A 22,689-nucleotide genomic window follows, 5' to 3' on the forward strand; every position below is an offset into this window, starting at 1 on the left:
GCCCCCGGCTCTCACTTCCGAATCAGAGGAAAAACCCTTGTGATCACACATGATATGACGCTCGTCCTAGGAGGGACAGGCCAGATCGGCCGCCGCATCGTGCAACGGCTGACCGGCCGCGACCTGCGCGTCCGGATCGGCTCTCGGTCGGGCGGCGTCCCCTTCGACTGGACGGACACCGCCACCTGGGCACCGGCGCTCGACGGCGTGCACGCCGCCTGCATCGCCGGCCGGCCCTCGATCGCCGCCCCCGCGGCGATCGGCGCGTTCGCCCGGCTCGCCGTCGCGTCCGACGCGCGCCGCCTCGTCCTGCTGTCCGCCCGCGGCGAGCCCGAAGCGCAGGCCCGCGAACGGGCGCTCGCCGCCTCCGGCGCCGACTGGACCGTGCTCCGCGCCGCCCTCCCCGCCCAGGACTTCAGCGAAGGCCCCCTGCTCGGCCCCGTCCTGAACGGCGAGGTCGTGCTGCCCGCCGGCGCCGCCGAACCGTTCGTGGACGCCGCCGACATCGCCGACGCCGCCGCCGCCGTCCTCACCGAGGACGGCCACCGCGGCCGCACCTACGACCTCACCGGACCCCGGCTCCTCACCTTCGCCGCCGCCGTCGCCGCCATCGCCGAGGCCACCGGCCGGCACATCGCGTTCGTCCCGGCGCCGGCGTCCTCCGGGCGCCGCACCCCGCTCGGCGACGGCGTCCGCCAGGTCCTCCGGCGCCCGCCCCGCGACTTCACCGACTACGCCCGCGACACCGCCGCCACCGGCATCTGGAACACGAAGGACGCAGCATGAAACTCCTGCAGACCGGCACCCTCCTTGCCGCCACCCTCTCCACCGGCCTCATGGCCGGCCTGTTCGCGGCCTTCGCCTACGCGGTCATGCCGGGCCTCGGACGGTCGTCCGACCGGACCCTCGTCGAGGCGATGCAGACCATCAACAAGGCCATCCTCAACCCCGCCTTCATGCTCCCCTTCATGGGCTCCATCCCGCTGATCGGCCTCGCCACGTTCCTCGCCTGGCGCGGCCACGGCCGCCCCGCCCTGCCCTGGCTGATCGCCGCCCTCGTCCTCTACCTGGTCGCCTTCGCGGTCACCAGCGGCGTCAACGTCCCCCTCAACGACCAGCTCGCCAAGGCCGGCGACCCCCACCACATCAAGCACCTCCACGCCGTCCGCGACCAGTTCGAGGGCCGGTGGGTGACCTGGAACATCGTCCGCGCCCTCCTCCACACCGCCGCGTTCGCCTGCCTCGCCGGAGCCCTGCTCGCCTACGGCACGCACCGCACCGCCGAGCCCCGCGCCGCCGCACAGATCAGCGACCAGCGGCACTGACCCGGCTGTGAAAACGCACCCCCATGAGCCTGCGGGAGAAACCGGACCCGCTCCACCGGCCTCCGCCACAGCGGCCTACTCGAGTAGCCGCGACCCATCACCGAGCTCCAAGCTCCACGAGTCGCCGGCCTCCGCCTCCAAGGTCAGATGCCACGAATTGGAAAAGACGATCCGCTGATCCCCGCCGTCGAAAACGACCCACGACAACGGCGAAGCCCCGACAAGCCCCGCCAACTCCTCATCTGAGAACTCCCCGAGCGACCGAGGAGCCGCAGATCCCTCCCCGCGAGGCCCGAGCGTATGAAGCACCGGCCCGCCGAACTCAAGAACCAATCCACCGGTGAGCCGAAGAAAGAACGCCGGAGCAGCCCTGACCTCGACGACCCGCGCACCCCGAACCCTGAGGATCTTCCGATCCTCCCACTCCTCATAAAGAGCCACGCTCTGAACCCTGCCGCCCAGGCCCCACCAGCACAACGCCCGAACTCCACGGCGGCCCCTTCGACCACAGGGGCCGCCGCGTCACACCCGGCGCAGCCTTACTGCGTCTCCCGAATGAGCGTGGCGGCCTGCCCGGAGAACTGCACGACGGCGTTGTGCGGCGCGGCCTGCACCCACTCGTCGAGCCCGTCGATCGAGCACTTGCTGTCGTCGGACGGAGTGCTGCCGTCCGGGCACGTCCCCCCGGCGACCTGCAGGACGGTGTCGTTGGCGACGAAGAAGCCGATGTTCCCGACGAGGAACTTGCCCGGCGCCAGGTAGCGCAGGGTTCCCCACTTCGACTTGACCTGCTGCCCGCCCGGCTGGGCGAGCGGCGTGTGCCGAACCACGGGAGCGCCCGTGCTCCTCGGCGCCGAGGGCTCGCTCGGCGTGGAGGCGCCCGGCGTCGAGGGGCCGTCCGGCGTCTGCGTGGGCTCGCTGGACGCGGTCGGCGAGCCGGCGGGCGAGGCCGGCGCCGCCGCGGCGCCGCCGCCGTTGCTCCCGCAGGCCGTCAGCCCCAGCGCCAGCGCCGCCGCCACCCCGCCGATCACGATCTTCCGCATGGGTCCCGCTCCCGTCCTCGCCGCGCAACCTCCCTGGTCGCGCTGTGCCAAGTGAGATGCGACCCCCACCACCCGAAGTTGTCTCCCGCCTCCGTGATCAATCCAACCCCCGACCCCCCGAACCCACCCCCAGAACCCAGCGTCAAGACGCCCGAACCCCCAAGAATGTTCGCGCCCACTGAAAGGGCGGGCCTCGCTCGGGGCCCATTCGCGGTGGCGGACCGCGCCGGCGCCTGTGTACTGTTCCGATCATGACGAACAGAATCGAGTGTTCCCCCGGCCGGTGAGCGTGGCCAACGAGCGCAGCGCGCTCGACCGCCCGGTTTCCCTGTACGAACACGCACGGCGGCTGTTTCGGCTGAACCCGGACGGCCCGCTGCCCGATGGCGGCCGTCCCTGGCCGGATCGCGGCGACCACCCCGAAGTCCGGGTCCGCGAGCGCAAGGCCGCCCTCGCCGCCGTCCTGCGAGAATTCATCGACGACCCGTCCTTGACGGCCGCAGATCTCCACGATCGATGCACCGGCCTGGCGGTCACCACCATGGATGCGACCGGCGTCCTTCACGAGCTCGCGCCAGAACCTTCGCAGCGGCTCGTTGATGCGGCCCGGTGGCTCGTCAGGAACGGCTGGGATCGTCGCGCGGTCATCGTCGGACTGAGCCTGCTGTGCGGAAATGCCGAACTGCACGATGTTCCGGTCGTCCAGACCGTCGGACTGCTGTCCTTCGCCGACCGTCTCGCCGTAGAGGTTCTGGCGAAGGTTCCCGGCGCTGAACACCACCTCATCTGGCTTACCGAACGCTCGCGAACCCGTATTCGGGTCGCGGCCGCCGAGGCGTTGTCCGGGAATGAGGATCCCGTGGTGCGGGACTGGGTGCTGTCGACGCCCAGGGAACTGCTGTCCAGCGAGCGCGCACGGAAGCTGGCCGAGTGGCACGGATTGGCCGAGAAACTCGGCCTGACGGCGGTGGACGACGCCCTCTGGGATCACGCGGCGAACCTCCTGCTCGCGATGACCAGCACCCACAACTACCAGTCCGAGATCAGCAGATACCGGGACGCCACCGTCGTCTATCAGCGGTGGGTCGAACTCGCGGACCGCCAACCGCCGACACTAGAGCGAGCCGCTTCACTGGCCATGGTCGCTCAGGACCTGTGCACGGGACCCGCGGCCCCGGTGGCCGGCACGCTTCGCCGAGGTCTCATCGAGACGATCAGCCGCGTGCTGCGCTCTCCGCAATGGGCGGAGATGCTGCACCACAGCGCGCGTTCGAGCGACCCGATCGAGGCCCGGCGCGCGACCTGGGTCCTCGGCGAACTGGCGAGCAACGACATCCCCGAAGAGAAGTTCGCGATCCGCGTCGTGGTGCCGGACCCGAACCCGGTCGGCTTCGCACAGGTCGAGGCCAGGGTCATGGTGGACGGGATGCCGGTCGTCGCGTCCGCGTTCGACAAGGGACCCGCTGAAAGCCCTGAAGGGCTCGTGCAGCTCAGGGCCACGAGCGAACCGAGGGAGGTCATGCTCGCCGAGGCGTACTGCACCGAGGGCTGCTGCGGTGGCCTCTACACCACCATCGTCCGCGAGGAGGCCGAGGTGGTCTGGAGGGATTGGCGCTCGTCCATGGCCGGCGACCCACCGCCGGACGTGCGGTTCGACGCGGCGGAGTACGACCGGGAGATCGCCCGAGCCGAGCAGGACCATGGCTGGGAATGGCCGGCCCGGACCGTGGCCCGCTTGGTGGAAGACGAACTCCGCGCCGACCCGACCATCCTTGGCCGGTGGGACTGTGCGCCAGGATGGTCCACTGCCTGGCTGCGAGATTTCGACACCGCCCGCCTGACGTTCGGCCACCCCGCACGCAGAGGCTCCTTCGAGGACCCCTCCATCCAGTTCGGCCTGGTCATCGACGTGAAGGATCGCGCCCCCGAAACCGTCGCGGCCGAGGTCATCGCCTCGATGCGGCACACCGACCCGAAGTCGGTCGCGGAGATGATCGGCGGCAGCAAGGACGGAGCGGAGAAGCTGGGACTCGTCTACAAGAAGCCCACCCGCTGGTAGAGGTGCAGTCCTGGGGGCCACGTCGCAACCGCCGCCTTACCACCAGCCGCGCACGCGGCCCCTCACCGCGTCTCCGCTGCCCGCCGAGTTGGCCAACTCGGCGGGCAGCCACGACCCGCCCCCGTCGGCCTTCAACACGCGCCCGCCGGACCTCGCCGCCACCGTCCGCATCTCCGGCCAGGCCGCCACCCGCATCCCCGAAACCCAGCAACGACCAGCAGCTCAGCGAACGAGACCGGAACCCACCGAACCTCGTAACCGGCGCAGAGGCGCTTGATTCCTCCTTGAATAGCCTGCCGAGTGAGAGATTCAAGGAGCCGAGATCGACCCACCCCCGACCGCTTGTCCACGATCTGGTCCGTACCAACCGCTGCTGCTGGAGCCGGGATTGCCCCCCTCACTCGTTCGGGACGGTCGGCGTCAGCACCGGCAGGACCGGTCGCCACGATGTAGGCGTTTCAGCCCCGCGGAGCATCTGCCACCTTGGAAGTCCGCCAGCTTGGCGTGAAGAGCACTGCTTCGCACATGCGACCGGCTGGCGAACCTCGTGTCCTTCCCGCGTGCATCCGAAGAAGATTGCAGAAGGGGAAGGCTTATCACCGGGAGGCAACGATGCTGTTCAGGCGAGAGGTCCTTGAGGGGATCGCGGGCGGGCGGATCGACCGGGTGTTCCGGGTTGTGGGCCGAGCCCCGCGTCCACGCGGGGAGCACGCAGCGCACCTGGGCGGGGATCATCGTCATCGACTCGGTCACGGCCGTCACCCCTGAGGAGATCACCGAAGAGGACGCCCTCCGCTCCGGCTTCCAAGATCGCGCTGCGCTGCTCACCGCCCTGTCCAAGAGCACCAAACAGGGCGGCTACCACCGCGTCATGCTCCATCTCGGCGGGCCCGACCCCCGATCGGAGCTGGCCGCCAACGCCGACCTGACCGACCAGGAACTGGCCGACCTCAAAGCCGCCCTGGACGCCATCGACACCCGCAGCCGCCGCGCCCCCTGGACCCGCGAGGTTCTCCGCCTCATCGAGGAACACCCCGGCCTTCGCGCCCTGGACCTGGCCGAACACCTGGGCCGCGACAAACTCCCTTTCAAGGCCGACGTCCGCCGCCTCAAAGCCCTCGGCCTCACCGAAAGCCTGGAGACCGGTTACCGCCTCTCCCCGCGCGGCAAGGCCCTCACGGCCTACCTACGCTCCTTGACCGAATGACCTACTTCGTAGGGTCCGCCCAAGCGACCGGGCTGTCCGACCTTGGGGGAGATACTAGAAGGACCATGGCCGTAAATGCGCAGAGACGGCTGACTGCGGCCTCGGGCCCGGCCGGCTCAGCTCATCCTGTATCTGTGCTGAACTAATCGGCTGTGCCGTCGAGGTCGCCGACGAGCGTGTCCGGCGCACGCATGCGCCAGGCGTCGGTGATGAGCTCTTCGAGACGGTCGAGGTCCACTTCGCCCAGCCACAGCATGACCAGAGGCATCCCGTCGTAGCCGGGCGTGGTGAAGAAGCGCTCCGGCTCACCGAGCAGCAACGCCTGCTTCTCTGCCTCGTCGCCGACGTACAGGACGGCGATGTCGGTCCGGATGACGCGCGGCTTACCCGGTCTGCGCTCGGGATAGGACCAGACGAACCCTTTGCCACCGACCCGGAAATCGAAGCCGTCGCTGTCGATCTCGACCACATGAGGCAGCGCAAGTGCCAACCGGCGAACGTCTTCGGCGTCAGCCATCCTGACCGCTCCCAGACACCGGTTTCTGCACACGAGCAGGCTATCGCCCCACAAACCGCAAGGGGGCTCGAGGGGTGATCGACGGCCCGGAGCCACTCCCATGCCGCCCTCCGCGCCCTGCCCCGCCGTCTCCCCTCGTGAGCGCGCGAACTGGATCCGTACGGTTCGCTGGCCCGCTGCGCTCCAAGTTGCTCAGAATCCCAGCTAGCCATCCGTGGCGTCGGGCGAAGCGAGGGCGACGTACGTTTGGCGGCATGAGGCCGAACCTGCCGGCTGGATGCGATCTGATCGCGTATGGCGGGAACGTTGAGGACCTCGTGCTCATGCGGGCCTTCGGTGACCGGCATTGTGGGTTCTTCCCGGACGTCGGTCCAGGAACCCGGTCCAGGGGCCGCTGACCAAGAACCTGGTGGATCGGCTTGGCTGGCACGGGTGAACATTGAGCCGCTGCCCGAGCGTTTCGAGAGATTGCGGGCTGCTCGGCCGGTGAAGTGATGTTGGCGTAGCGATCGGGGAGCAGCCTGCTGTGCCGAGCTTCTTGTCCTGGGCCAGGGAAGATATGCGGCGGTGGTCTGAGCACGCTCGACCGGCACGTACCGGCGCTGCACCTTGCCGATGGTTGACGGTGTGAGGAGCTACGCGTCGAGGTGCAGCGGCTGGAGTCGGTGCTGTCGGAGTACGCGCAGCCGGGATTCGATCTTTTGAAGGTGGACGTCGAGGGGCCCGAGGCGTCCGTATTGGCCTCGGCGGATCTGGCAGCGTGACGACCGCGGGCGATCGTGGTCGAAGCGATAGTGCCGTTGATATCGCGTCCCAGCCATCACGAGTGGGAGCCGGGAGTGTTCGCGGGCGGGTGTACGAATTGACGCTGTTCGACGGGCTGAATCACTTCTACGCGCGTGACGACAAGCCGGGGAGTGGTGGTATTTGAACCCACGACTTTTTCATCCCGAACCGATGATCTTGCACATACCAAGACGCGCGCCCAACACCGTTTCGCGGTAAAGTCCCAGGTGGATGGCCTGCCTCGTTGTCAGTGAGTGATGGCCAGGATCACGCCGTCACACATAGTCCGGGGTCAAATGAGGGTCAGATGATCAAGCCTGGGAGGTGCGAAGCCCCGTGGGGCAGACACGCAAAAGAGTAGGCAAGGACGGCAAGCCTCGCTACACGGCCTACTACGACGACATCCGGGGCCAGCGGAGATCGGCCGGAACCTATGCAAGCAAGAAGGAAGCCGAAAAAGCATGGCAACGCGCCGAAGTGAAGGTCTCAGAAGGAAGAACCGGAGAACCCGCACGCGGAAGACAGCGCTTCCAAGACTACGTCGAGAACACCTGGCTCCCGAACCATGAGATGGAGGCCAGCACCCGAGAGGGCTACACCTACACCATCTACAAGCACATCATGCCGGAGTTCGGCCGCATGCGGATGGTCGACATCCTCCCCGAGCACGTCCGAGCCTGGATCGCCAAGCTCAAGAAGCAGGGCATGAAGCCCGTGACCATCCGCTGCACCAAAATCATCCTCAGTGCCATCTTCACCACGGCACTGGAAGACCAGGTCACCTTCCTCCACCCCTGCCGCGGAGTGAAGGCCCCGCCCGTCGTCCGCAAGCCGCTCAAGATCGTCACACCGGAGCAGTTCGACGACATCTACAACGCCTTGCCCGACGGAACCTTCCGAATCCTCACCGAAACAGAGATCGAGAGCGGCCTCCGCTGGGGCGAGCTCAGCGAGCTGCGTCCCAAGGACCTCAACCTCAGAACCCGCATCCTCACGGTCAGCCGCACGGTGGTGGAGCTCAACCCGAAGTTCCACCCGGACGGCGGCCACTTCCTCGTCAAGGACTACCCGAAGGACAAGGAGTACCGCCGCTTCAAGCTCAGCGCCCAGATGGCCGAGAAGCTCGAAGACCACATCAGGGCGGCGCGCCTCACCAGAGACGACCTCCTCTTCCACATGCCGCCCCAGGACAAGCCCCGCGCCCGCATCACCGAGATCCCCGACCCGGCAACCCTCGGCCGCACCGAACCCAACGACAAGGGCCGCACCTACAACCACGGAACCCTCAGTGGCTACACCGCCGGCAGATGCCGCTGCGACTACTGCCGCGGAGCCTTCGCCCTCTACCGGGCCGCCCGCCGCGCCGGAGGCAAGGACAACCCGCGCCCCCTCCGCACGCGCATGACGGACGGCCACATCCCCAACGACTGGTTCCGCCGCAACATCTGGTACCCGGCCATCACCGCCGCCGGCCTCGACTTCAGACCGACCATGCGCGACCTACGCCACGCCCACGCCTCTTGGCTCCTCAACGGCGGCGCCGACCTCCAGATAGTCAAAGAACGCCTAGGCCACGCCTCCATCGCCACCACAGAGCGCTACCTACACACCCTCCCCGACGCCGACGAGACAGCCCTAGAAGCCCTAGCCAGAACTCGGAGCAGGTCAGGCACGTGATAGCCGCGACGGGACTGTCTGAAAGCTGATCAACAGCTCACCCACAGACTTTCAGGCAGTCCCGTCGGGAGGGCTGTCTACTTAGCTGGCCGCAGGGGTTCTCCCAATCGGCGCTGCCACCACCGACTTCGTCCATAAGATCGGGCACCAGAGTCCGTGGGTCCGACAACCTCAGCGCTCATGGCGCTGATCTAGTCCGTAATAAGTGGTTCCATCGGAGTCGGAGTTGACACATGGAGATGCGGGCGAACCGTTTCGAGGGTCCTACGCCCTGCTTTGGGGTATTCTCGACCGTCAAGTCCAAGTGCTGCTGCACATCAGTACCGTGACCGAGGCAAGCAGTTCCAGACCATGATGACCGTCCTCATGTCGAACTGGCGCGACTTGGAGCAGAGCGGGCAAATGGACGGAACCGCAGCTGGAATAGGAGGTGAAAGCATATGACCACGGTCATTGAGCACATTCAGAGCGTGGATAAGGCGATCTGTGGAAATATTGAATCGCTGACGGATCAACGAGCTCTATTGTCTCAGAACGTCCTTGCTCAGATCCGGAACCTGGTCGAAGGAGTCGCTGTTCGTCTACATGTGGGCAGGGATGACTCTGAGTACAAATACGCGGCAATCGATCCAGGACTCGAATTCGTCAAGGCCAGTGGCAAGCTGAACTTCCTCGGAAAATTCCACAAGCTCCTCCAGATCAGCGCGTCGCACTACACGCTGGATGGGGACTCCTCGGAGCGCCTGATGCTCAAGTATTATGAGTACCTTCTGCGCATCCGAACCTTGCTATGGGAAAGTTGCGGGATCGCCGTACTGGCAAACCTGGAGTCGTTCCCGGTTGATCTCGACCCGTCGCTGCGCGAGTACCACAAAAAGATCGCTGCCAGAATCGAGGCGCTCCGTTCGGCAGGATCGCGTAGCGGAGTGCGAGATCGCTACTACATCCACAAGACGCGCCCATTCTTCGTCAGCGGACGTATCTACTACGAGGTTACCTTCTACCGAGCCGTCAATCGAATCAGCAAGTTCGACCGCCTCATAGCATTCACCGACATCGACATGACCGATAAATACTCGGCCATGCTGACGCTCCAGCGTGACTCGATCGACGTCCTCGATCAGACGATGCCGATCACACTCATCCGTAAATGGGAGGTGTCAATCCGACCTTGCGAGTTCGATAACTTCGCGCGCCTCTTGGGCATCACCACCAACGTTCGAGCCAGTTCCGTCGAGTACGAGTACCTGATGCGCGGCCTCACAGCCGGCTCGGGAAACCTGCTCGACCTAATCGACATGCCCGACGACAAATACGCGGCGACTAAGGCCAAGGGCACAGCCGGTATCACCAACGCACAGATCTTCCCTGTGCTGGACGAGGCACGCCGCATCGTGCGATCGGCCGCTCCGGGACACAACGTCATCCGCTACCTGATGCTTCGGATGCACAACCGGATTCTCAGGCCGCAGTACGGCTGGGAGAGCTGCGACCCTCTTTCCGGGCTTAACCTGCTTTACGGCTGCATCCCGTTCGACCAAATGCCCTTCTGTACCTCGCTGCCAGGGCACAATCCGCGTTACTGGGACCTCGCTGAGAGCCTCGACTCGACCGGTCGGAATCACGAGCTGCTCGCCCGGCGAGTGCGAAACAACCTCGAACGCCACGGATCGCTTTACACACCCGCCACCGATCTTGAGGAATTCGGAGACGTCTCCAAGCTGATCGCCACCCACAACGACAAGCTTTACTACAAGCACACCGAGCGCGAGCTGTTGCAGGATAAAGGCCACGTCTTCATCCGCGGGTACGAGGACGACACAGTCGCCATCGTCGAGAAACTCCAGGAGTATGCCTCGAGTGGGATCGATGGCTACACGACGGCTGTCGAGCACTGGCTCGATGAAGCGCCTCGCGGCATCGATGACGAGGCCAAGAGAGACGCCCTCAAACTCCTCTTCGGTCAGTCGAAAGTGGCTCTAATCTACGGCGCGGCCGGCACGGGCAAGTCAACGATGGTCGACCACATCGCGAACTACTTCAATGACAAGACCAAGCTCTTCCTGGCTCACACCCACCCGGCGACCGACAACCTCAAGCGCAGGGTCACCGCTCAGGACTCGACCTTCCGGACGATCAGCAGCCAAATATATCGGACCGCCTCGGATCTGGAGTATGACCTTCTTGTCATCGATGAGTGCAGCACTGTAAGCAATTCTGACCTGCTCAAGGTGCTGGAGAAGACGTCCTTCAAGTTGCTCGTCCTCGTCGGTGACGTCTACCAGATCGAGTCGATCCAGTTCGGCAACTGGTTCAGCGTCATCCGTTCGTTTATCCCAAGCACCTCGGTGTTCGAGCTGACGACACCGTTCCGAACTAGGAGCGAGCAGCTCCTGGGCTTCTGGGGCAAGGTGCGTAACATCGAGGAAGATATCGCTGAGGTCATCGCCCGAAACCACTACTCAACCGTACTCGATAAGTCTCTATTCGAGGCTCAGCGTCAGGACGAGATCATCCTATGCCTGAACTATGACGGGCTATACGGCATCAACAATGTCAACCGATTCCTCCAGAGCAGTAACCCGAACCCAGCAACGACCTGGCGTGCCTCCACCTACAAGGTCGGCGATCCTGTCCTTTTTAATGAAATCGAACGATTTCGGCCGGTGATCTACAACAATCTGAAGGGTCGGATCGTCGACATTGACCACGATCGAGGCCAGATCCGGTTCGTAGTCGAGCTGGACCGACCCCTCACCGAGATCGACGTCTACGGCGGGGAGCTGGAGTGGGTCGAGGGCTCGACCGTGCGCTTCTCGGTCTACGACTACGACACCAGCAATGAAGACGACGATTCGCTTAATACCTCCGTGCCTTTCCAAGTCGCCTATGCGGTCTCGATCCATAAGGCTCAGGGCCTCGAGTACGACTCGGTGAAGATCGTCATCACCGATGCCAACGAGGACGACATCACGCACAGCATCTTCTACACGGCCATCACTCGGGCCCGGGAGAGGCTTAAGATTTTCTGGACACCAGAAACACAGCAATCTGTGCTTAAAAAGCTCAAGCGGGATGCGAGTGCAAAGGATGTTGCGCTTCTTTCGAACCGTCGTTCACTCACGCCCGTTGCCAAGTCACGGCGTTCTTCGTGAGTCGGGGGTATGGGGCAGGTAGAAGACTCCGAATGGCGGTGGTTCATGACGGGGATAGCCGTGCAATGTTTACCAGTGAGAACATCTGCTGCCGTGTATGGTCGGTCTAGTCTTGTGCCTGGATGTAAGCGAAGTGTCGCAGGTGCGGCGGGCATGTGGTGATGTACGTCCGATGGCTGCAAGAGGTGCGACGCTCGGTAATCGTACGGTGGACCGACGAAAAGGCGTGAGCAGCCCGGCATGACGGCATGCCTTGGGCGCCAACGGCCGTGTCATCGCCCTGCCCTTAAGGCTCATTGGAGAAGTTCATAGCGAGGTATCTAGATGTAGGCAGCTGCAACGTTGCGATCCTGACCATGCGGCCGGGATCGGCCACGAGAATGTCGCGCCCAGGTTCTCGTTCACCGGTAGGGTCTTGTCATGGGCGCACTAAACGACGAGCCCGTTGACGTCTTTTGCCGCCAAGCTCGGCGACGTTCCGACGAGCATCGGCAAGCTATGGCCGTAGCGGTGGAGCGTGACTGGCGGTCCATCGCCGTCGGAATTCTCCGGCAGGAGCTTGACTCCTTGATCCGTGTGCACTACCTGCTCGACCAGTCCGACGCTGACAGATCTCGCATCATCGCTGAGTCAGTGTCCGGCATGAGATGGCCTGCTTGGGATCGGCAGATGGTCCGTGCTGTGGAGAGCCAGTATGGTTGGGCCAGTATCGTGTACGACTTCGGATGCAGCTTCATCCACCTGACCCGGGCTCACGACTATTTGGTGCGTGATCCATTCCAGGCGCTTCCGCTCGATGACCGTAAGATCATCGCGGACTTCCTGAATAGGTATCACGGTGACGCTTCTCTTGAACCAATATCGACCGACTCAGCTTTTGATGACATCTACCCATATACTTCAGAAGTTCTGAAAAAAATTTCCACGAACCTTGAGCTTGCTCTGCAGAGGCTCCAGCAAGTAGTCCCCTCCTGACATCTTGCCGGGGCGAGGGCCTTCTTCGAGGGTGGACCGGCTGAGGTTCTCTCCGCCATGGAGTAGGCGCCGACACCTCTGCATCATCGGAGCGCTACTCATCCGTTTATGCCACGGTCTGTTCACTGCTCCTCCGCTTCGGGACGACTCTTCGTCAACGCGCCATTCCCAGCATCGGAAGCGTGATTTACTGGGTTTTGCGGATGGTGGACGAAGCCTCCAAGCACTTGGTGCCGAGACTCGAAGACAAAGGCACATCGATGCCCGTCTCCGAGAGGGCAGCGGTGTCTCCAGTGGTGAGCGGGGGAAGCGACTTAAAGCTGGATCGGTGCGTCGGCCACCCGCCTATCGCTTCGAGGCGCTCAGAGACTCGAAGCGACACATCAGCGCGGTGTGGGGCAAAACCGAGCGCGACGTACGCTTGGCGCTATGGGATCGAACCGCCCGCTGGTGCGGTCTGGTCGTGTATGGCGGGAACGCCGAGGACGTTGTGCTGATGCGGGCCTTCGGTGACCGGCCTGGTGGATTTTTCGTGGATGTGGGGGCCGGGGCCCCCGTTCAGGGGTCGCTGACCAAGAACTTGGTGGATCGGCTTGGATGGCGCGGGGTCAACATTGAGCCGCCGCCCGAGGGCTTCGAGAGCTTGCGGGCTGCCCGGCCGGGTGATGTGACGCCGGACGTAGCGATCGGGGAGCAGCCGGGTCCGGAGAGCTTCTTCCGAATCGTTCCCGGGGCCGGCGAAGACCAGTGGCGGTGGCCTGGGCACGCTGCCACGGGATGTGTTGGCGCTGCACCTTGCCGCTGGATGGCGTTGTGAGGAGCTGCGCGTCGAGGTAACGCGGCAGGCGACGGTGCTGCCGGATCACGCGCAGCCAGGGTTCGATCTGTTGAAGGTGGATGTCGAGGGGGCTGCGGCGTCCGTGTTGGCCTCGGTGGATCTGGCGGCGTGGCGGCCGCGGGCGATCGTGATCGAAGCGACGGTGCCCTTGACCTCGCGTCCCAGCCATAATGAGTGGGAGCCGGACGTGCTGGCGGCGGGGTGTGAGTTGGCGCTGTTCGATGGGCTGAACCGGTTCTACGCGCGTGACGACGAGCCTGAGCTCCGTGAGCGGTTCTCGGCGCCGGCCAACTACATCCCGTATCGGTGGGCGGTGCGGCTGAGCCTGGAGGTTTAGAGGTTCAGCTCGCCCTCCACGAGTGCCAGTACGTCGGGATGATTGTCGCGCAGGTAGCGGGCGATCCACTGACCGTCGGTGTCGGACAGGCCCAAGGGGACTGTGTCGACCAGGCGGCGCAACAGCATGAGCGGAAGCAGAGCTTTCAGGGCCACGTGGTCGACGTCGCCGTAGCCCTCGAGGAGCGGTTCGGTCGATCCGCCGTGTGGGAGGTCTACGGCGAGGGCCCAGGCCAGGTCGAGCATCGGCGGGCCCTGCTCGATGGCGCCGGGGTCCAGGATGCCGGTGAGGGTGTCGCCGTCGAACAGCGCGTTATGGCCGACGGCGAGGTCCCCGTGGATGGGTGTCATTGGCATCGCGTCGCATGCGTCGCTGAAGCGTTGGGCGAGGGCAGGGTAGGCGCGGGGGACAGCGTGACGTGCCCCGCCGAGCAGGACGCCGAGCGCGCCGGGATCGTCTAGGCGCAGGCCGGCGGCCGGGCTGTGGGAGTGCCACGCGCGCAGCGTGCGTCCGAGTGCGTGTTGCTGCTCGACGGTCGGGTGGTTGCTGTGCGTTCCTGGAAGCCGTTCGAGGATGGCCCACCAGGTGCCGCCAGGGTCGGTGCCGTGGTCGAGGAGGCGCGGGGCCGGGATGCCGGTCGCGGCGCGGAGCTGCTCCAGGTGCAGGGCGGTCTCTAGCCGCTCGTGGGTGCGGTGCTGGAGTTTGACGACGGTGCGTTCCCCGATGATGATCCCGTCGTCACCGGCTTGCTGGACGGGTGCCCCGTCGAAGGCCGGCGAGGTGGACGCCGACCGCGCAGCGCGATCGAGGGCGTCGTTGGGGAGCCGGTCGGTAGGAATGAACGCTTTTCGGTCTGCCACGTCGAGCGGTGCGCACGCACTGCGGGGCACGAGCCGGAGCCGGTCTAGGGGCTCTTTCCAGCGCTGTCGGGCGGTGTCGGTACCGTCCAGCAAACGCTGGCCCGAGTCCTCTGGGCCAGGGAGGCCAGCCCACCAGCTGGTCACTTGGACCCAGACGGGTAGGCACTCGGGTTGCGGGCCTTGGGCGGACGCGGCGAGGCGCGTGGCGATGGCGGCGGCTTGGTCGATGCGTCCGTCGGCGGCGTACTGCAGTACCCGGATGGCTTCCGCGGGGGTGAGCTCCCCGGTGGCGCCGAGCTCTTCGTATTGGCGGGCCGCGGCGTCCAAGAGGCTGGCAGCTTGGGTGTGCTCGCCGCGCAGGGCGTGGGCCATGGAGGCGGCCAGGTCGCACTGCGCCACACCAATCAGCTCCCCGACGGCGGAGTTGAGGTCACGAGCTCGAGGGACGAGGGCGAGGGTGCGGTCGGGGTCATACCACATCAGTGCGAGGGCCAAGTGCCGCAGGGCGCGGGCTTCCCACAGCGGCGTTCCCGCGGCCTGGGCGGCTTCCAGCGTGGTCTCGAAGAGACGGGAGGCTTCGGTGAAGCGGGCATTGTGGATGTAGGTGTGGCCGAGCATGTCGGCGACGCGGATGCGGTCGAGGCCCTCATCGGTGGCCTTGTCCATCAGGTCGGCGACGTGCCGGTAGTCGCCGCGGCGTAGCGCGTTGTCAGCCAGGCCGAACAATGCGCTCGCGCCGATCAGCGAGCCGTCGGTCGCGATCGCCGACAGGTGCTCGATCGCTTCGTCCAGCCGTCCGGCGACGTGGGCACGGGTGCCCAGTTCCCAGCGGTAGTAGTCGGCGAACGGGTCGGCGGACTCGGGCGTCGCGTGCTCGCCGACCAGCTCGTGCATCGCCTGGTAGCGGTCCTCGGCGTTGAGGTCGCCGCGAGTGGTCAGCCGGGCGACGGCAGACAGCCGCCCCAGTTCGGGTACCGCGTCCGGCGCAGGGAGGGACGCCAGGACCTGCCAATGGCCGGCGACGCTCAGGCTGTAGGCGAGATCGGCCAGCACCGGCGGCAGAACACCGTGCTCAATCGCAGCACGCAACAGCAGCAAGAACGCGGCGACGGTCCGGCGGCTCCGCTCGGCCAGCGAGTCCGACTCTTCCTCGTCCCAGATCGACAGCGCGACCTTCGCCAGGTGGCTGATGGCGCGCTCCAGATGTTCGTGGCGTTCGCTGAGCGTCCATCCATCGGGGGTGTGGGTGTCGCAGTCCAGGACGCTGCGGCGCAGATTCTCGTGCAGCCGGTATGCGGGCCACACCGACTCCTCATGCCGGATGAACGGGCGCGAGATGAACGCCTCGATACGTCGGCGGCGGATGCCCGGGAGCATCGCTTGCAGCAGGTCGGCATCGAAGGCTTCGAGCAGCGCGGCGGCGCGCAACAAGTCACGGTCGGTCTCCGAGAGGTCCCGCATCGTCCGCAGCACCAGCTCGGGGAACCCGAGCCCGAACGCCTCCGGGGGCGGCGTCTCGCCGCGCGCGAGGTACTGCGCGTACAGGCTCGCCGAGAGGTCCAGATACAGCGGTGACCCGGCGGATCCGGCGATCATCCGGTCCCGGACCGCCTCGTCGATCGCGGGACGGTCCTCCACGGTCAGCCGGGTCGTCAGGTAATCGTTTGCGGCCACTGGATCGAAGCCGTCGAGCCTGACCTGGACCGGCCCGGCGAGTTCGGGCCAGCGGTGCATGCCGCCGTAGGTCAACCCAAGGGAGCGGACCGGGTCGTGCCAGCCCAGCGGCAATCGGCTGGCCGCCAGGAACGCCACGTTCGGCATCAGGTACACCAACCGCGACACCAGGTCCTCCAGGCCACCGCGCTCGGACGGCAATCCTTGGACGATCTCCAGCGTGTCGAGAACGCACACCGCGAGCACGGGCTTCTTGGCGCGGGCACGTTCCAGGTCGGCCGACAGCAGGACGGGCATGTAGCCGAGCATCCGGTCGGGATCGGGCTCATCCAGGATGGGGTCGAGCGCGGGCAACTCGTTGCGCAGCGACTTCAGCTTGGCCTTCTGCGCGACGGTGCGTCCGAGCTTGTCCAGGACCTGGTAGGTGACGCTGATCGCGCCGAACCCGCCGAGGAGCTGGTCGACGGTCCCGCTGACCTGGTCCGCCGCACGCCGTCCGTCTGCCGACCCCTTGCCGAGGAAGGCGGCGAGCGACTCACCTGGATGCTTGCGCTCCCAGTAGAGGGCGAGCGCGACGTCGAATGCCGGCCAGCTACGCGCTAGACGCCCCAGCCCGGCCCGGACGCGCAGCAGCAACGACTCGAAACTGGAGGTGTCGGGGTCCGCGAAATCCAGGACGGCGCACGCCCGGTTCTTCGGCAGCCCGTCCAACTCTCCCCGAACCGCGAGGTCGGCAACGTGCCGCGTCAGCGTGGACTTGCCGATGCCGCCCTCTCCAGCCACCGCCAGGAGGTTGACCGCTGGCCGCTGGAAGTCCATCAGCGCCGGGACGGGCCACTCACGTGCGGAGTGCTCAATCAACCAGCGATGACACCGATCGATCTGCGCTTCCCGGTTGGTGAACACCTCATTGGTGGCAAACGGAGCGTTAGGCCCATAGCCGAAGAACTGGTCGATGCTCACCGGAACACCCGATCACACAGACCCACCCGATGACAACGCGCCCGTAGTCTGCCTCTCGCCCGGGTCGTCGCAAGCCAAGCCCTCGCCGGGCGTCGACCGTCCTCGTGTGCTGGAGCGTTTCTGATCGAAAAAGACATCCTGAAGGACGAGTTCGAGCCTGTCCGGATCATTGGAGCCATGCACAGCCGCGAAACCGGCGTTGCTCACGCCCTCGTATGCCGCCAAGGAGAGGAAGCTACGCACGCCTTCGGGCGCGAATGGACCAAATGTCAGGTCACTCTGCCTATCGCTGAGCGCTGAAGTCGAGCTCGTTCCTCTTCGCCCTGGCGACGAAGTCGGCGAAGCTGCCGATGGAAAGCGAGAGGTGCCCGCTGTCCGGGTCCTTGCTGTCTCGTAGGCCGATGGTGTCGTCGAACTGGGCGACCTCCACGCACTGGCCGCTCGTCCCATCGCTGGACCGGCTGCTCTTGCGCCAACGGGGGGAAGTCACGTCATGGTCTCCATCAGTTGCTTGATCAGGCTTCGACTGGAGTCTACGGGGAGAGCAACCGCACCAATACGGTCGAATCTCTCCAGCAGCCCGTCGACTTCGGCGGCCTCCGGGACGAGTCGTCCTCCGGTGGGCGCCTCGACGTAGCCGACCTGGCCCTCCTTAACCTTGATGACTTTGAACGGCCCGTCGAGGCCGGCGTTCGCGCCTGCCGTGTTCGGGACGATCCGAAGCATCACGTTCGGCAGTTCGGAAACCTCAAGGAGCTTCGCAAGCTGCTCCCGCATGACCGTCTTGCCACCCACTAGGCAAGCCATGGCCGTCTCCGCCAGCAGTACCCACAGGTCAGCCGGGCTTTCCTTGGTTAGGATCTGCTGCCGCGCCATCCGTGCCTCTACCAGGGCATCGATCCCCGGCTCCCGTCCCTCGATCAGGAGAGCGCGCGCGTAGGCGGGCGTCTGCAAGAGCGCGGGGATCAGTTGGCCGCTGTAGATCTTCAGGACGGTCGCGCGTCCCTCGGAGTCGGTGAAGGTCTTGAACCAGTTCGGATCGTGCCCGAGCCGCGCGTACCAGAGCATGACCGTGAACATGCCGCCGGTGTTCCACTCCGTGTCGAGGACGGACGCCTGGGCGTCGGTCAGCTTCGCCTCGCAGTTCTCCAGTCTGGAAATCGAGGAACGAGAGCAGTTGAGGAGCTCGGCCAGGGCATGGCCTGACATGCCGTGTTGCATGCGCTGAAACCGCAGGTGGTAGGCCATCCACGCCCACATCGACGATCGCGGGTCGGGGGCCTCGTTGATGTGCATGAAGTGTCCGTCCGTCAGTTGAATTCCCAGACGTTCCAGGGAACGGCGACACAGTAGCCCCCAAGGAGCACGCTTGTCGCGAGAACTGCGAGGTCAGAGCGGCAGAACAGGGAATCAGCATATGCCGGACAATTTGGAACAAGAACTGCATCTAAGGCGGCGTCATCACCTCCTGAGCTGGCTGGCGGACCAATTGCCGCACCACGAAGTGCGCCCTGAAGTCCTCGGTGCCGGCGAGAAGGCCGTCCTGCGCGTCACGAACCACCGCACGCGAAGGATCCACTTCGTCGCGTGCATCCCCGCGCCTCAGGCCGGTACGTGGGCATGGGTGTGGTCCTTCGACTGGGCCCTGATCACCGACCCTCGCGCCGTCCCAGCGATAGCCAAGGCGGTGACTCGATGACGACATGGATCATCCTCGGCCGCACGACCCTGCCCGCGATTCCCAAGAGCGTCGGCGAAGCCCGCCGGTTCGCCGCCGCGGTACTGGGCGGCAGCGAGCACACGGCCACGGCACAACTGCTGATCTCCGAAGCCTGCACGAACAGCGTGAAGCACTCCGACTCCCGCCACGGCGGCTCGTTCAACATCACGCTGTACGACTGCGGCGGCTGCCTGCGCTGCGAAGTCATCGACGCAGGCGCCGCCACCACCCCGACTCGCCGCAACGGCACCGAACTCCGCGACCATGGTCACGGCCTCGTCCTCATCGAGGCCCTCGCTGCCCGCTCCGGCTACGACACGGACAGCTCCGGTCGACTGACCACCTGGTTCGAGCTCACCTGACGTTCCCGCCCCGCGCCAACGCTCCCGCCTGCGTGAGCCTCAAAACGCGAATGGTGCGGGCAGCCGGACGGCTGCTTGAGGGGAGACGGCGTGGCGGCCATCAGATGGAGTTAGAACGTGACTGTCTGCCCATGTGCCCCGGGCAGCGGTCATGAGCTCATGACGAGCCTTGCCGTCGGCCCGTCGCCAATGCCATCGAGCGCCCTGGCTGGGGCGCCCCGCTCATCAGCGAAGAGCCTGCCGACATCGTGATCCACGATGCCCGTGGCCTTCCACCTGTACCCGTTGCTGCGGACATCGTCTCGCGAGGCTGCCAGCCGATGATCACGACTTTGGATTCGACGGCTGCGAGAGCATCACAAGGCTCGGGCTCCGCCTCGTGATGGGGAGGGATTTCGAGTGCCGCCTGTCGACAGTGAGGGATGCGTCCCCGCTTGTCCGCCGCTCGTCCGGCGCGGTCCCGTGCTCGTCCGCGTTGGTCCCCGGCTTGTCCGGCACTCGTCCGCGCTTGTCCGCCGTTTGTCCGCGCGGACGGACTGTCGTCCGTCCGCCGTCCGCCGGGGCGGACGGCGGACGGCAGGCGGACGGCGGCGGACGAGTTGCGGACGGACCGTCCGCCGCACAGCGGACGAAGCCGGGGCCGGGCTCGGCGGTCGGTGGTGCACGTCGACGCCTCCGGCGCAAGAGTTGCCCAGTGGGGGCTCATCATCGGCGGCATCTTGTACGTGAGCTGCCCTCGTACGCAATCGCCGCCGCGAGACCGGCATCGGTTCGCCGCTCGAACCCGCCGTGAGCGACTTGTCGACCTCCAAAGAAATTTAGAAGGAGGTAAGTGTCGCGGAGTCTCTCCGCGCGCGAAGTTCTATAGCGTGGCTCCTGTCAATTAAAGATCTGAACTGCCGGGTACTCAACGACACCGTTCGGCACGGATAAACGCTCTACGACTGAACGTGGCATCGGCCGGCAGAATCGCCGACGACCCCATTTAGAGGCTGCAAGGTAGGACCGTGTCGCGACACGCAATGGACCCGCGGCGGTCCATCACGTGCACACCCGGTTGGATAGACCGGGCGCGGTCGTGATCGATGTGATCGGAGTTGGAGCTACGGAAGACGAGCAGGTCAGCACACCACGCAAGCTGCAACGACGCTCGCAGCTCGGCGAAGGGCGCCGGCGGGACCGGGAGATGAGGTTCCGGGTCAGCGACGAGGAGTACAAGGAGATCTGCGAAGCAGCGCACCGAGCGGGAGCTGCCTACGGGACATTCATCGTCCACACCGTACAAGCGGCCAATCGTCAATACAGATCCGGACACGAACTGACACCGGATATCTGCGAGGAGCTACGCGGCATCGCACGACAGCTGAACCGGATCGGCGTGAACCTCAACCAGCTGGCCCGTATCGCGAACGCGACGGGACAGGTACCCTGCGAACTGCCCGCTGCGTTGGCTTACCTGCAGAACGTTCTTCGAAGAGTGGATGCCTCTTCCGTCGAGCTTGGCCGGCTCCAGCGTTGATCGGCAAAGTGACCCGAGGTGAGAGTGTCGCCCGGTTGCTGTCCTACCTCTACGGCCCCGGCCGGCGCAACGAACACGTCAATCCCCACCTCGTCGCGGGCTTCCGACTCCCCATGGCCCTGGAACCCGGACTGGACGTCAGAGGCGATCGGGACTTCCGGCATCTGGTCGGAGTCCTGACCTCCCCGCTCGACACTCTCCGACATACCCCGCTGACGTCTCCGATCTGGCAGTGCTCGGTCCGCGCCGCCCCCGCGGACCGGCGCCTCTCGGACGACGAATGGGCCGACATCGCCGAGGAGGTGATGCACCAGACCAGGTTCGCGCCACGAGGCGACGACGAAGCATGCCGCTGGATCGCAGTGCGACATGCCGACGACCACATCCACCTCGTCGCGGTCTTGGCGCGCGAGGACGGACGCAACCCCAACGTCCACCGCGACTACTTCAAGGTCGCCGACGCCTGCCACATCGTCGAGAAGCGTTACGAACTCACCCCGACCGCGTCCGCAGACCGGACAGCAGCCCCACGACCAACCCGAGCCGAGACAGAACTTGCCCACCGCAAGAACTGGCCCGAGCCGCCCCGCGCCACCCTCCGTCGGCACGTAGCTACCGCAGCAGCCGGAGCAGAGAACGAGGGCGACTTCTTCACTGCACTCGAACATGCCGGAGTGCTGGTCAAGATGCGCCACAGTGCCCGCACACCCGAGGAGATCACCGGTTACGCCGTTGCGCTCCCACATCACAACAACAAGGAGAACCAACCAGTCTGGTTCTCCGGCAAGAAGCTCGCGCCTAACCTGACGCTCCCCAAACTTCGCGAGCGCTGGTCGGCCCCGCACGAAAACAACCGCTTCGATCGTCGCCCCTTCGGCGGAGTGGAGCTGACCTACGAGGAACGATCCGCTGCCTACCAGCAGGCCGCCCGAGCCACCGCGACGGCCACCTGGCAGATGCGCCATATCCAGGACCCGGCCGTCCGCGCCGACGTAGCAGCCGCAACCTCCGACGTCCTACACGTGACCGCAGCCCTCACAGGAAACCGGGAACTCGCCCGTGCCGCCGACTTCTACGACCGCGCAGCCCGCGAACCCTACGGAGGCCAACCACCCTTGACTCCCTACGGCACGAACCTCCGCAGAGCTGCCAGAGCACTGGCTCTATCCGGTATCCGGGGACAACGCGGTAACCGTCCGAGCCTTGCCGGCGTCCTGGCCCACCTGGTCGTGCAACTCGTCGCCCTCATCGAGGCGATCGCGGAGTACCGGCAGCTGCAGCAACGCGCTGCCCAGGCAGCTGCCGCCCGCAAGGCTGCCGCCCAGCTCAGCAGACTCAGCCGACCAACTCCGCGGCCACCTTCCCCCACGCTGCCACGGACACCACCGAACTACACGGCGGAGCAGAACGCCGCGCGCCTCGCCGCCACAGCCTTCCCCGTACCCCTCAGCGACCAGCTCGCAGGCAGCCCTTACCGACCCAGCGCGCCCACACCGTCGCACCCCAGCCTTCACCGCCGCCGCAGCCCATCGCGGTAACCCGACTACGCATCCCCGGCGCCACGCCGTCCTGGTCCTGGCACAAAGATCAATGCCTCTGCATACTACGGAGCGTAAACAGCGCCAACAATGCGCAAGCCGTGCATCGCTGCAGCATCCGCGCCAGCAGAGCT

At 65.7% G+C, this 22,689-nt stretch carries 17 protein-coding genes and 1 pseudogene; 12 read left to right on the plus strand and 6 right to left on the minus strand.

All coding sequences use genetic code 11. The annotated features are described in order from the left end of the window. Nucleotides 1-39 precede the first annotated feature (39 nt). The gene (locus J4709_RS27955) at nucleotides 40-786 is read left to right on the plus strand and encodes an SDR family oxidoreductase (protein WP_307801612.1); all 747 of its coding nucleotides are present in this window, start codon (nucleotides 40-42) and stop codon (nucleotides 784-786) included. Beyond that, nucleotides 783-1,325, plus strand: a complete 543-nt coding sequence (locus J4709_RS27960) for an anthrone oxygenase family protein (protein WP_208244770.1) — start codon at nucleotides 783-785, stop codon at nucleotides 1,323-1,325. Before J4709_RS27955 ends, J4709_RS27960 begins: the two co-directional genes overlap by 4 nt. 75 nt (nucleotides 1,326-1,400) lie before the next feature. On the opposite strand, the gene J4709_RS27965 is transcribed toward J4709_RS27960, so the two are convergent. Both J4709_RS27965 and J4709_RS27970 read right to left on the minus strand, forming a co-directional pair. Beyond that, nucleotides 1,401-1,766, minus strand: a complete 366-nt coding sequence (locus J4709_RS27965) for a hypothetical protein (protein ID WP_208244771.1) — start codon at nucleotides 1,764-1,766, stop codon at nucleotides 1,401-1,403. A gap of 98 nt (nucleotides 1,767-1,864) precedes the next feature. After that, on the minus strand, nucleotides 1,865-2,368 hold the full coding sequence (locus J4709_RS27970) for a hypothetical protein (RefSeq protein WP_208244772.1): 504 nt from the start codon (nucleotides 2,366-2,368) through the stop codon (nucleotides 1,865-1,867). 283 nt (nucleotides 2,369-2,651) lie between these two features. Here J4709_RS27970 and J4709_RS27975 point away from each other — a divergent pair, with 283 nt between their 5' ends. After that, nucleotides 2,652-4,427: a hypothetical protein gene (locus J4709_RS27975; protein WP_208244773.1), complete on the plus strand. Its 1,776-nt coding sequence runs from the start codon at nucleotides 2,652-2,654 to the stop codon at nucleotides 4,425-4,427. Nucleotides 4,428-5,103: 676 nt separating this feature from the next. Then, nucleotides 5,104-5,634, plus strand: coding sequence for an ASCH domain-containing protein (locus tag J4709_RS27980; RefSeq protein WP_208244774.1), 531 nt, complete (start codon nucleotides 5,104-5,106; stop codon nucleotides 5,632-5,634). Between the two features lie 142 nt (nucleotides 5,635-5,776). Here the strand turns inward: J4709_RS27980 and J4709_RS27985 are convergent, their stop codons facing one another. Then, on the minus strand, nucleotides 5,777-6,151 hold the full coding sequence (locus J4709_RS27985; RefSeq protein WP_208244775.1) for an MmcQ/YjbR family DNA-binding protein: 375 nt from the start codon (nucleotides 6,149-6,151) through the stop codon (nucleotides 5,777-5,779). A gap of 644 nt (nucleotides 6,152-6,795) precedes the next feature. Between J4709_RS27985 and J4709_RS27990 the strand changes: the two are divergent. The 5 genes and pseudogenes from J4709_RS27990 to J4709_RS28010 all read left to right on the plus strand — a co-directional run. Next, nucleotides 6,796-6,915: pseudogene (locus J4709_RS27990) on the plus strand (FkbM family methyltransferase); the annotation flags it as partial. Between the two features lie 358 nt (nucleotides 6,916-7,273). Further along, complete coding sequence (locus J4709_RS55760) at nucleotides 7,274-8,614, plus strand: tyrosine-type recombinase/integrase (RefSeq protein ID WP_208244777.1); 1,341 nt, start codon at nucleotides 7,274-7,276, stop codon at nucleotides 8,612-8,614. A gap of 440 nt (nucleotides 8,615-9,054) precedes the next feature. Further along, the gene (locus J4709_RS28000; protein WP_208244778.1) at nucleotides 9,055-11,769 is read left to right on the plus strand and encodes an ATP-dependent DNA helicase; all 2,715 of its coding nucleotides are present in this window, start codon (nucleotides 9,055-9,057) and stop codon (nucleotides 11,767-11,769) included. Nucleotides 11,770-12,279: 510 nt separating this feature from the next. Then, complete coding sequence (locus J4709_RS28005) at nucleotides 12,280-12,744, plus strand: hypothetical protein (protein WP_208244779.1); 465 nt, start codon at nucleotides 12,280-12,282, stop codon at nucleotides 12,742-12,744. A gap of 779 nt (nucleotides 12,745-13,523) precedes the next feature. Then, nucleotides 13,524-13,919 carry an FkbM family methyltransferase gene (locus J4709_RS28010; protein WP_208244780.1) on the plus strand — a complete coding sequence of 132 codons (396 nt, stop codon included), beginning with the start codon at nucleotides 13,524-13,526 and terminating at the stop codon, nucleotides 13,917-13,919. Here the strand turns inward: J4709_RS28010 and J4709_RS55765 are convergent. The 3 genes from J4709_RS55765 to J4709_RS28025 form a co-directional block, all read right to left on the minus strand. Further along, nucleotides 13,916-17,416 carry a phosphotransferase gene (locus tag J4709_RS55765; RefSeq protein ID WP_208244781.1) on the minus strand — a complete coding sequence of 1,167 codons (3,501 nt, stop codon included), beginning with the start codon at nucleotides 17,414-17,416 and terminating at the stop codon, nucleotides 13,916-13,918. The genes J4709_RS28010 and J4709_RS55765 overlap by 4 nt on opposite strands. Before the next feature lie 283 nt (nucleotides 17,417-17,699). Next, the gene (locus J4709_RS28020; protein ID WP_208244782.1) at nucleotides 17,700-17,906 is read right to left on the minus strand and encodes a DUF397 domain-containing protein; all 207 of its coding nucleotides are present in this window, start codon (nucleotides 17,904-17,906) and stop codon (nucleotides 17,700-17,702) included. Beyond that, a complete protein-coding gene (locus tag J4709_RS28025) occupies nucleotides 17,903-18,712 on the minus strand; it encodes a helix-turn-helix domain-containing protein (RefSeq protein ID WP_208244783.1) in 810 nt (269 codons plus the stop codon). The genes J4709_RS28020 and J4709_RS28025 overlap by 4 nt, the downstream gene beginning before the upstream one ends. Before the next feature lie 399 nt (nucleotides 18,713-19,111). On the opposite strand from J4709_RS28025, the gene J4709_RS28030 reads away from it, so the two are divergent. The 3 genes from J4709_RS28030 (at nucleotide 19,112) to J4709_RS28040 (ending at nucleotide 22,555) form a co-directional block, all read left to right on the plus strand. Continuing rightward, the gene (locus J4709_RS28030; protein WP_208244784.1) at nucleotides 19,112-19,498 is read left to right on the plus strand and encodes an ATP-binding protein; all 387 of its coding nucleotides are present in this window, start codon (nucleotides 19,112-19,114) and stop codon (nucleotides 19,496-19,498) included. A gap of 1,078 nt (nucleotides 19,499-20,576) precedes the next feature. Beyond that, nucleotides 20,577-21,017, plus strand: coding sequence for a MobC family plasmid mobilization relaxosome protein (locus tag J4709_RS28035; protein WP_208244785.1), 441 nt, complete (start codon nucleotides 20,577-20,579; stop codon nucleotides 21,015-21,017). A gap of 35 nt (nucleotides 21,018-21,052) precedes the next feature. Next, entirely contained in the window at nucleotides 21,053-22,555 is a 1,503-nt protein-coding gene (locus J4709_RS28040) for a relaxase/mobilization nuclease domain-containing protein (RefSeq protein WP_208244786.1), read from the plus strand. Nucleotides 22,556-22,689 lie beyond the last annotated feature (134 nt).

Source organism: Actinomadura violacea (genome assembly GCF_017573465.1).
Classification (GTDB): Bacteria; Actinomycetota; Actinomycetes; order Streptosporangiales; family Streptosporangiaceae; genus Spirillospora; species Spirillospora violacea.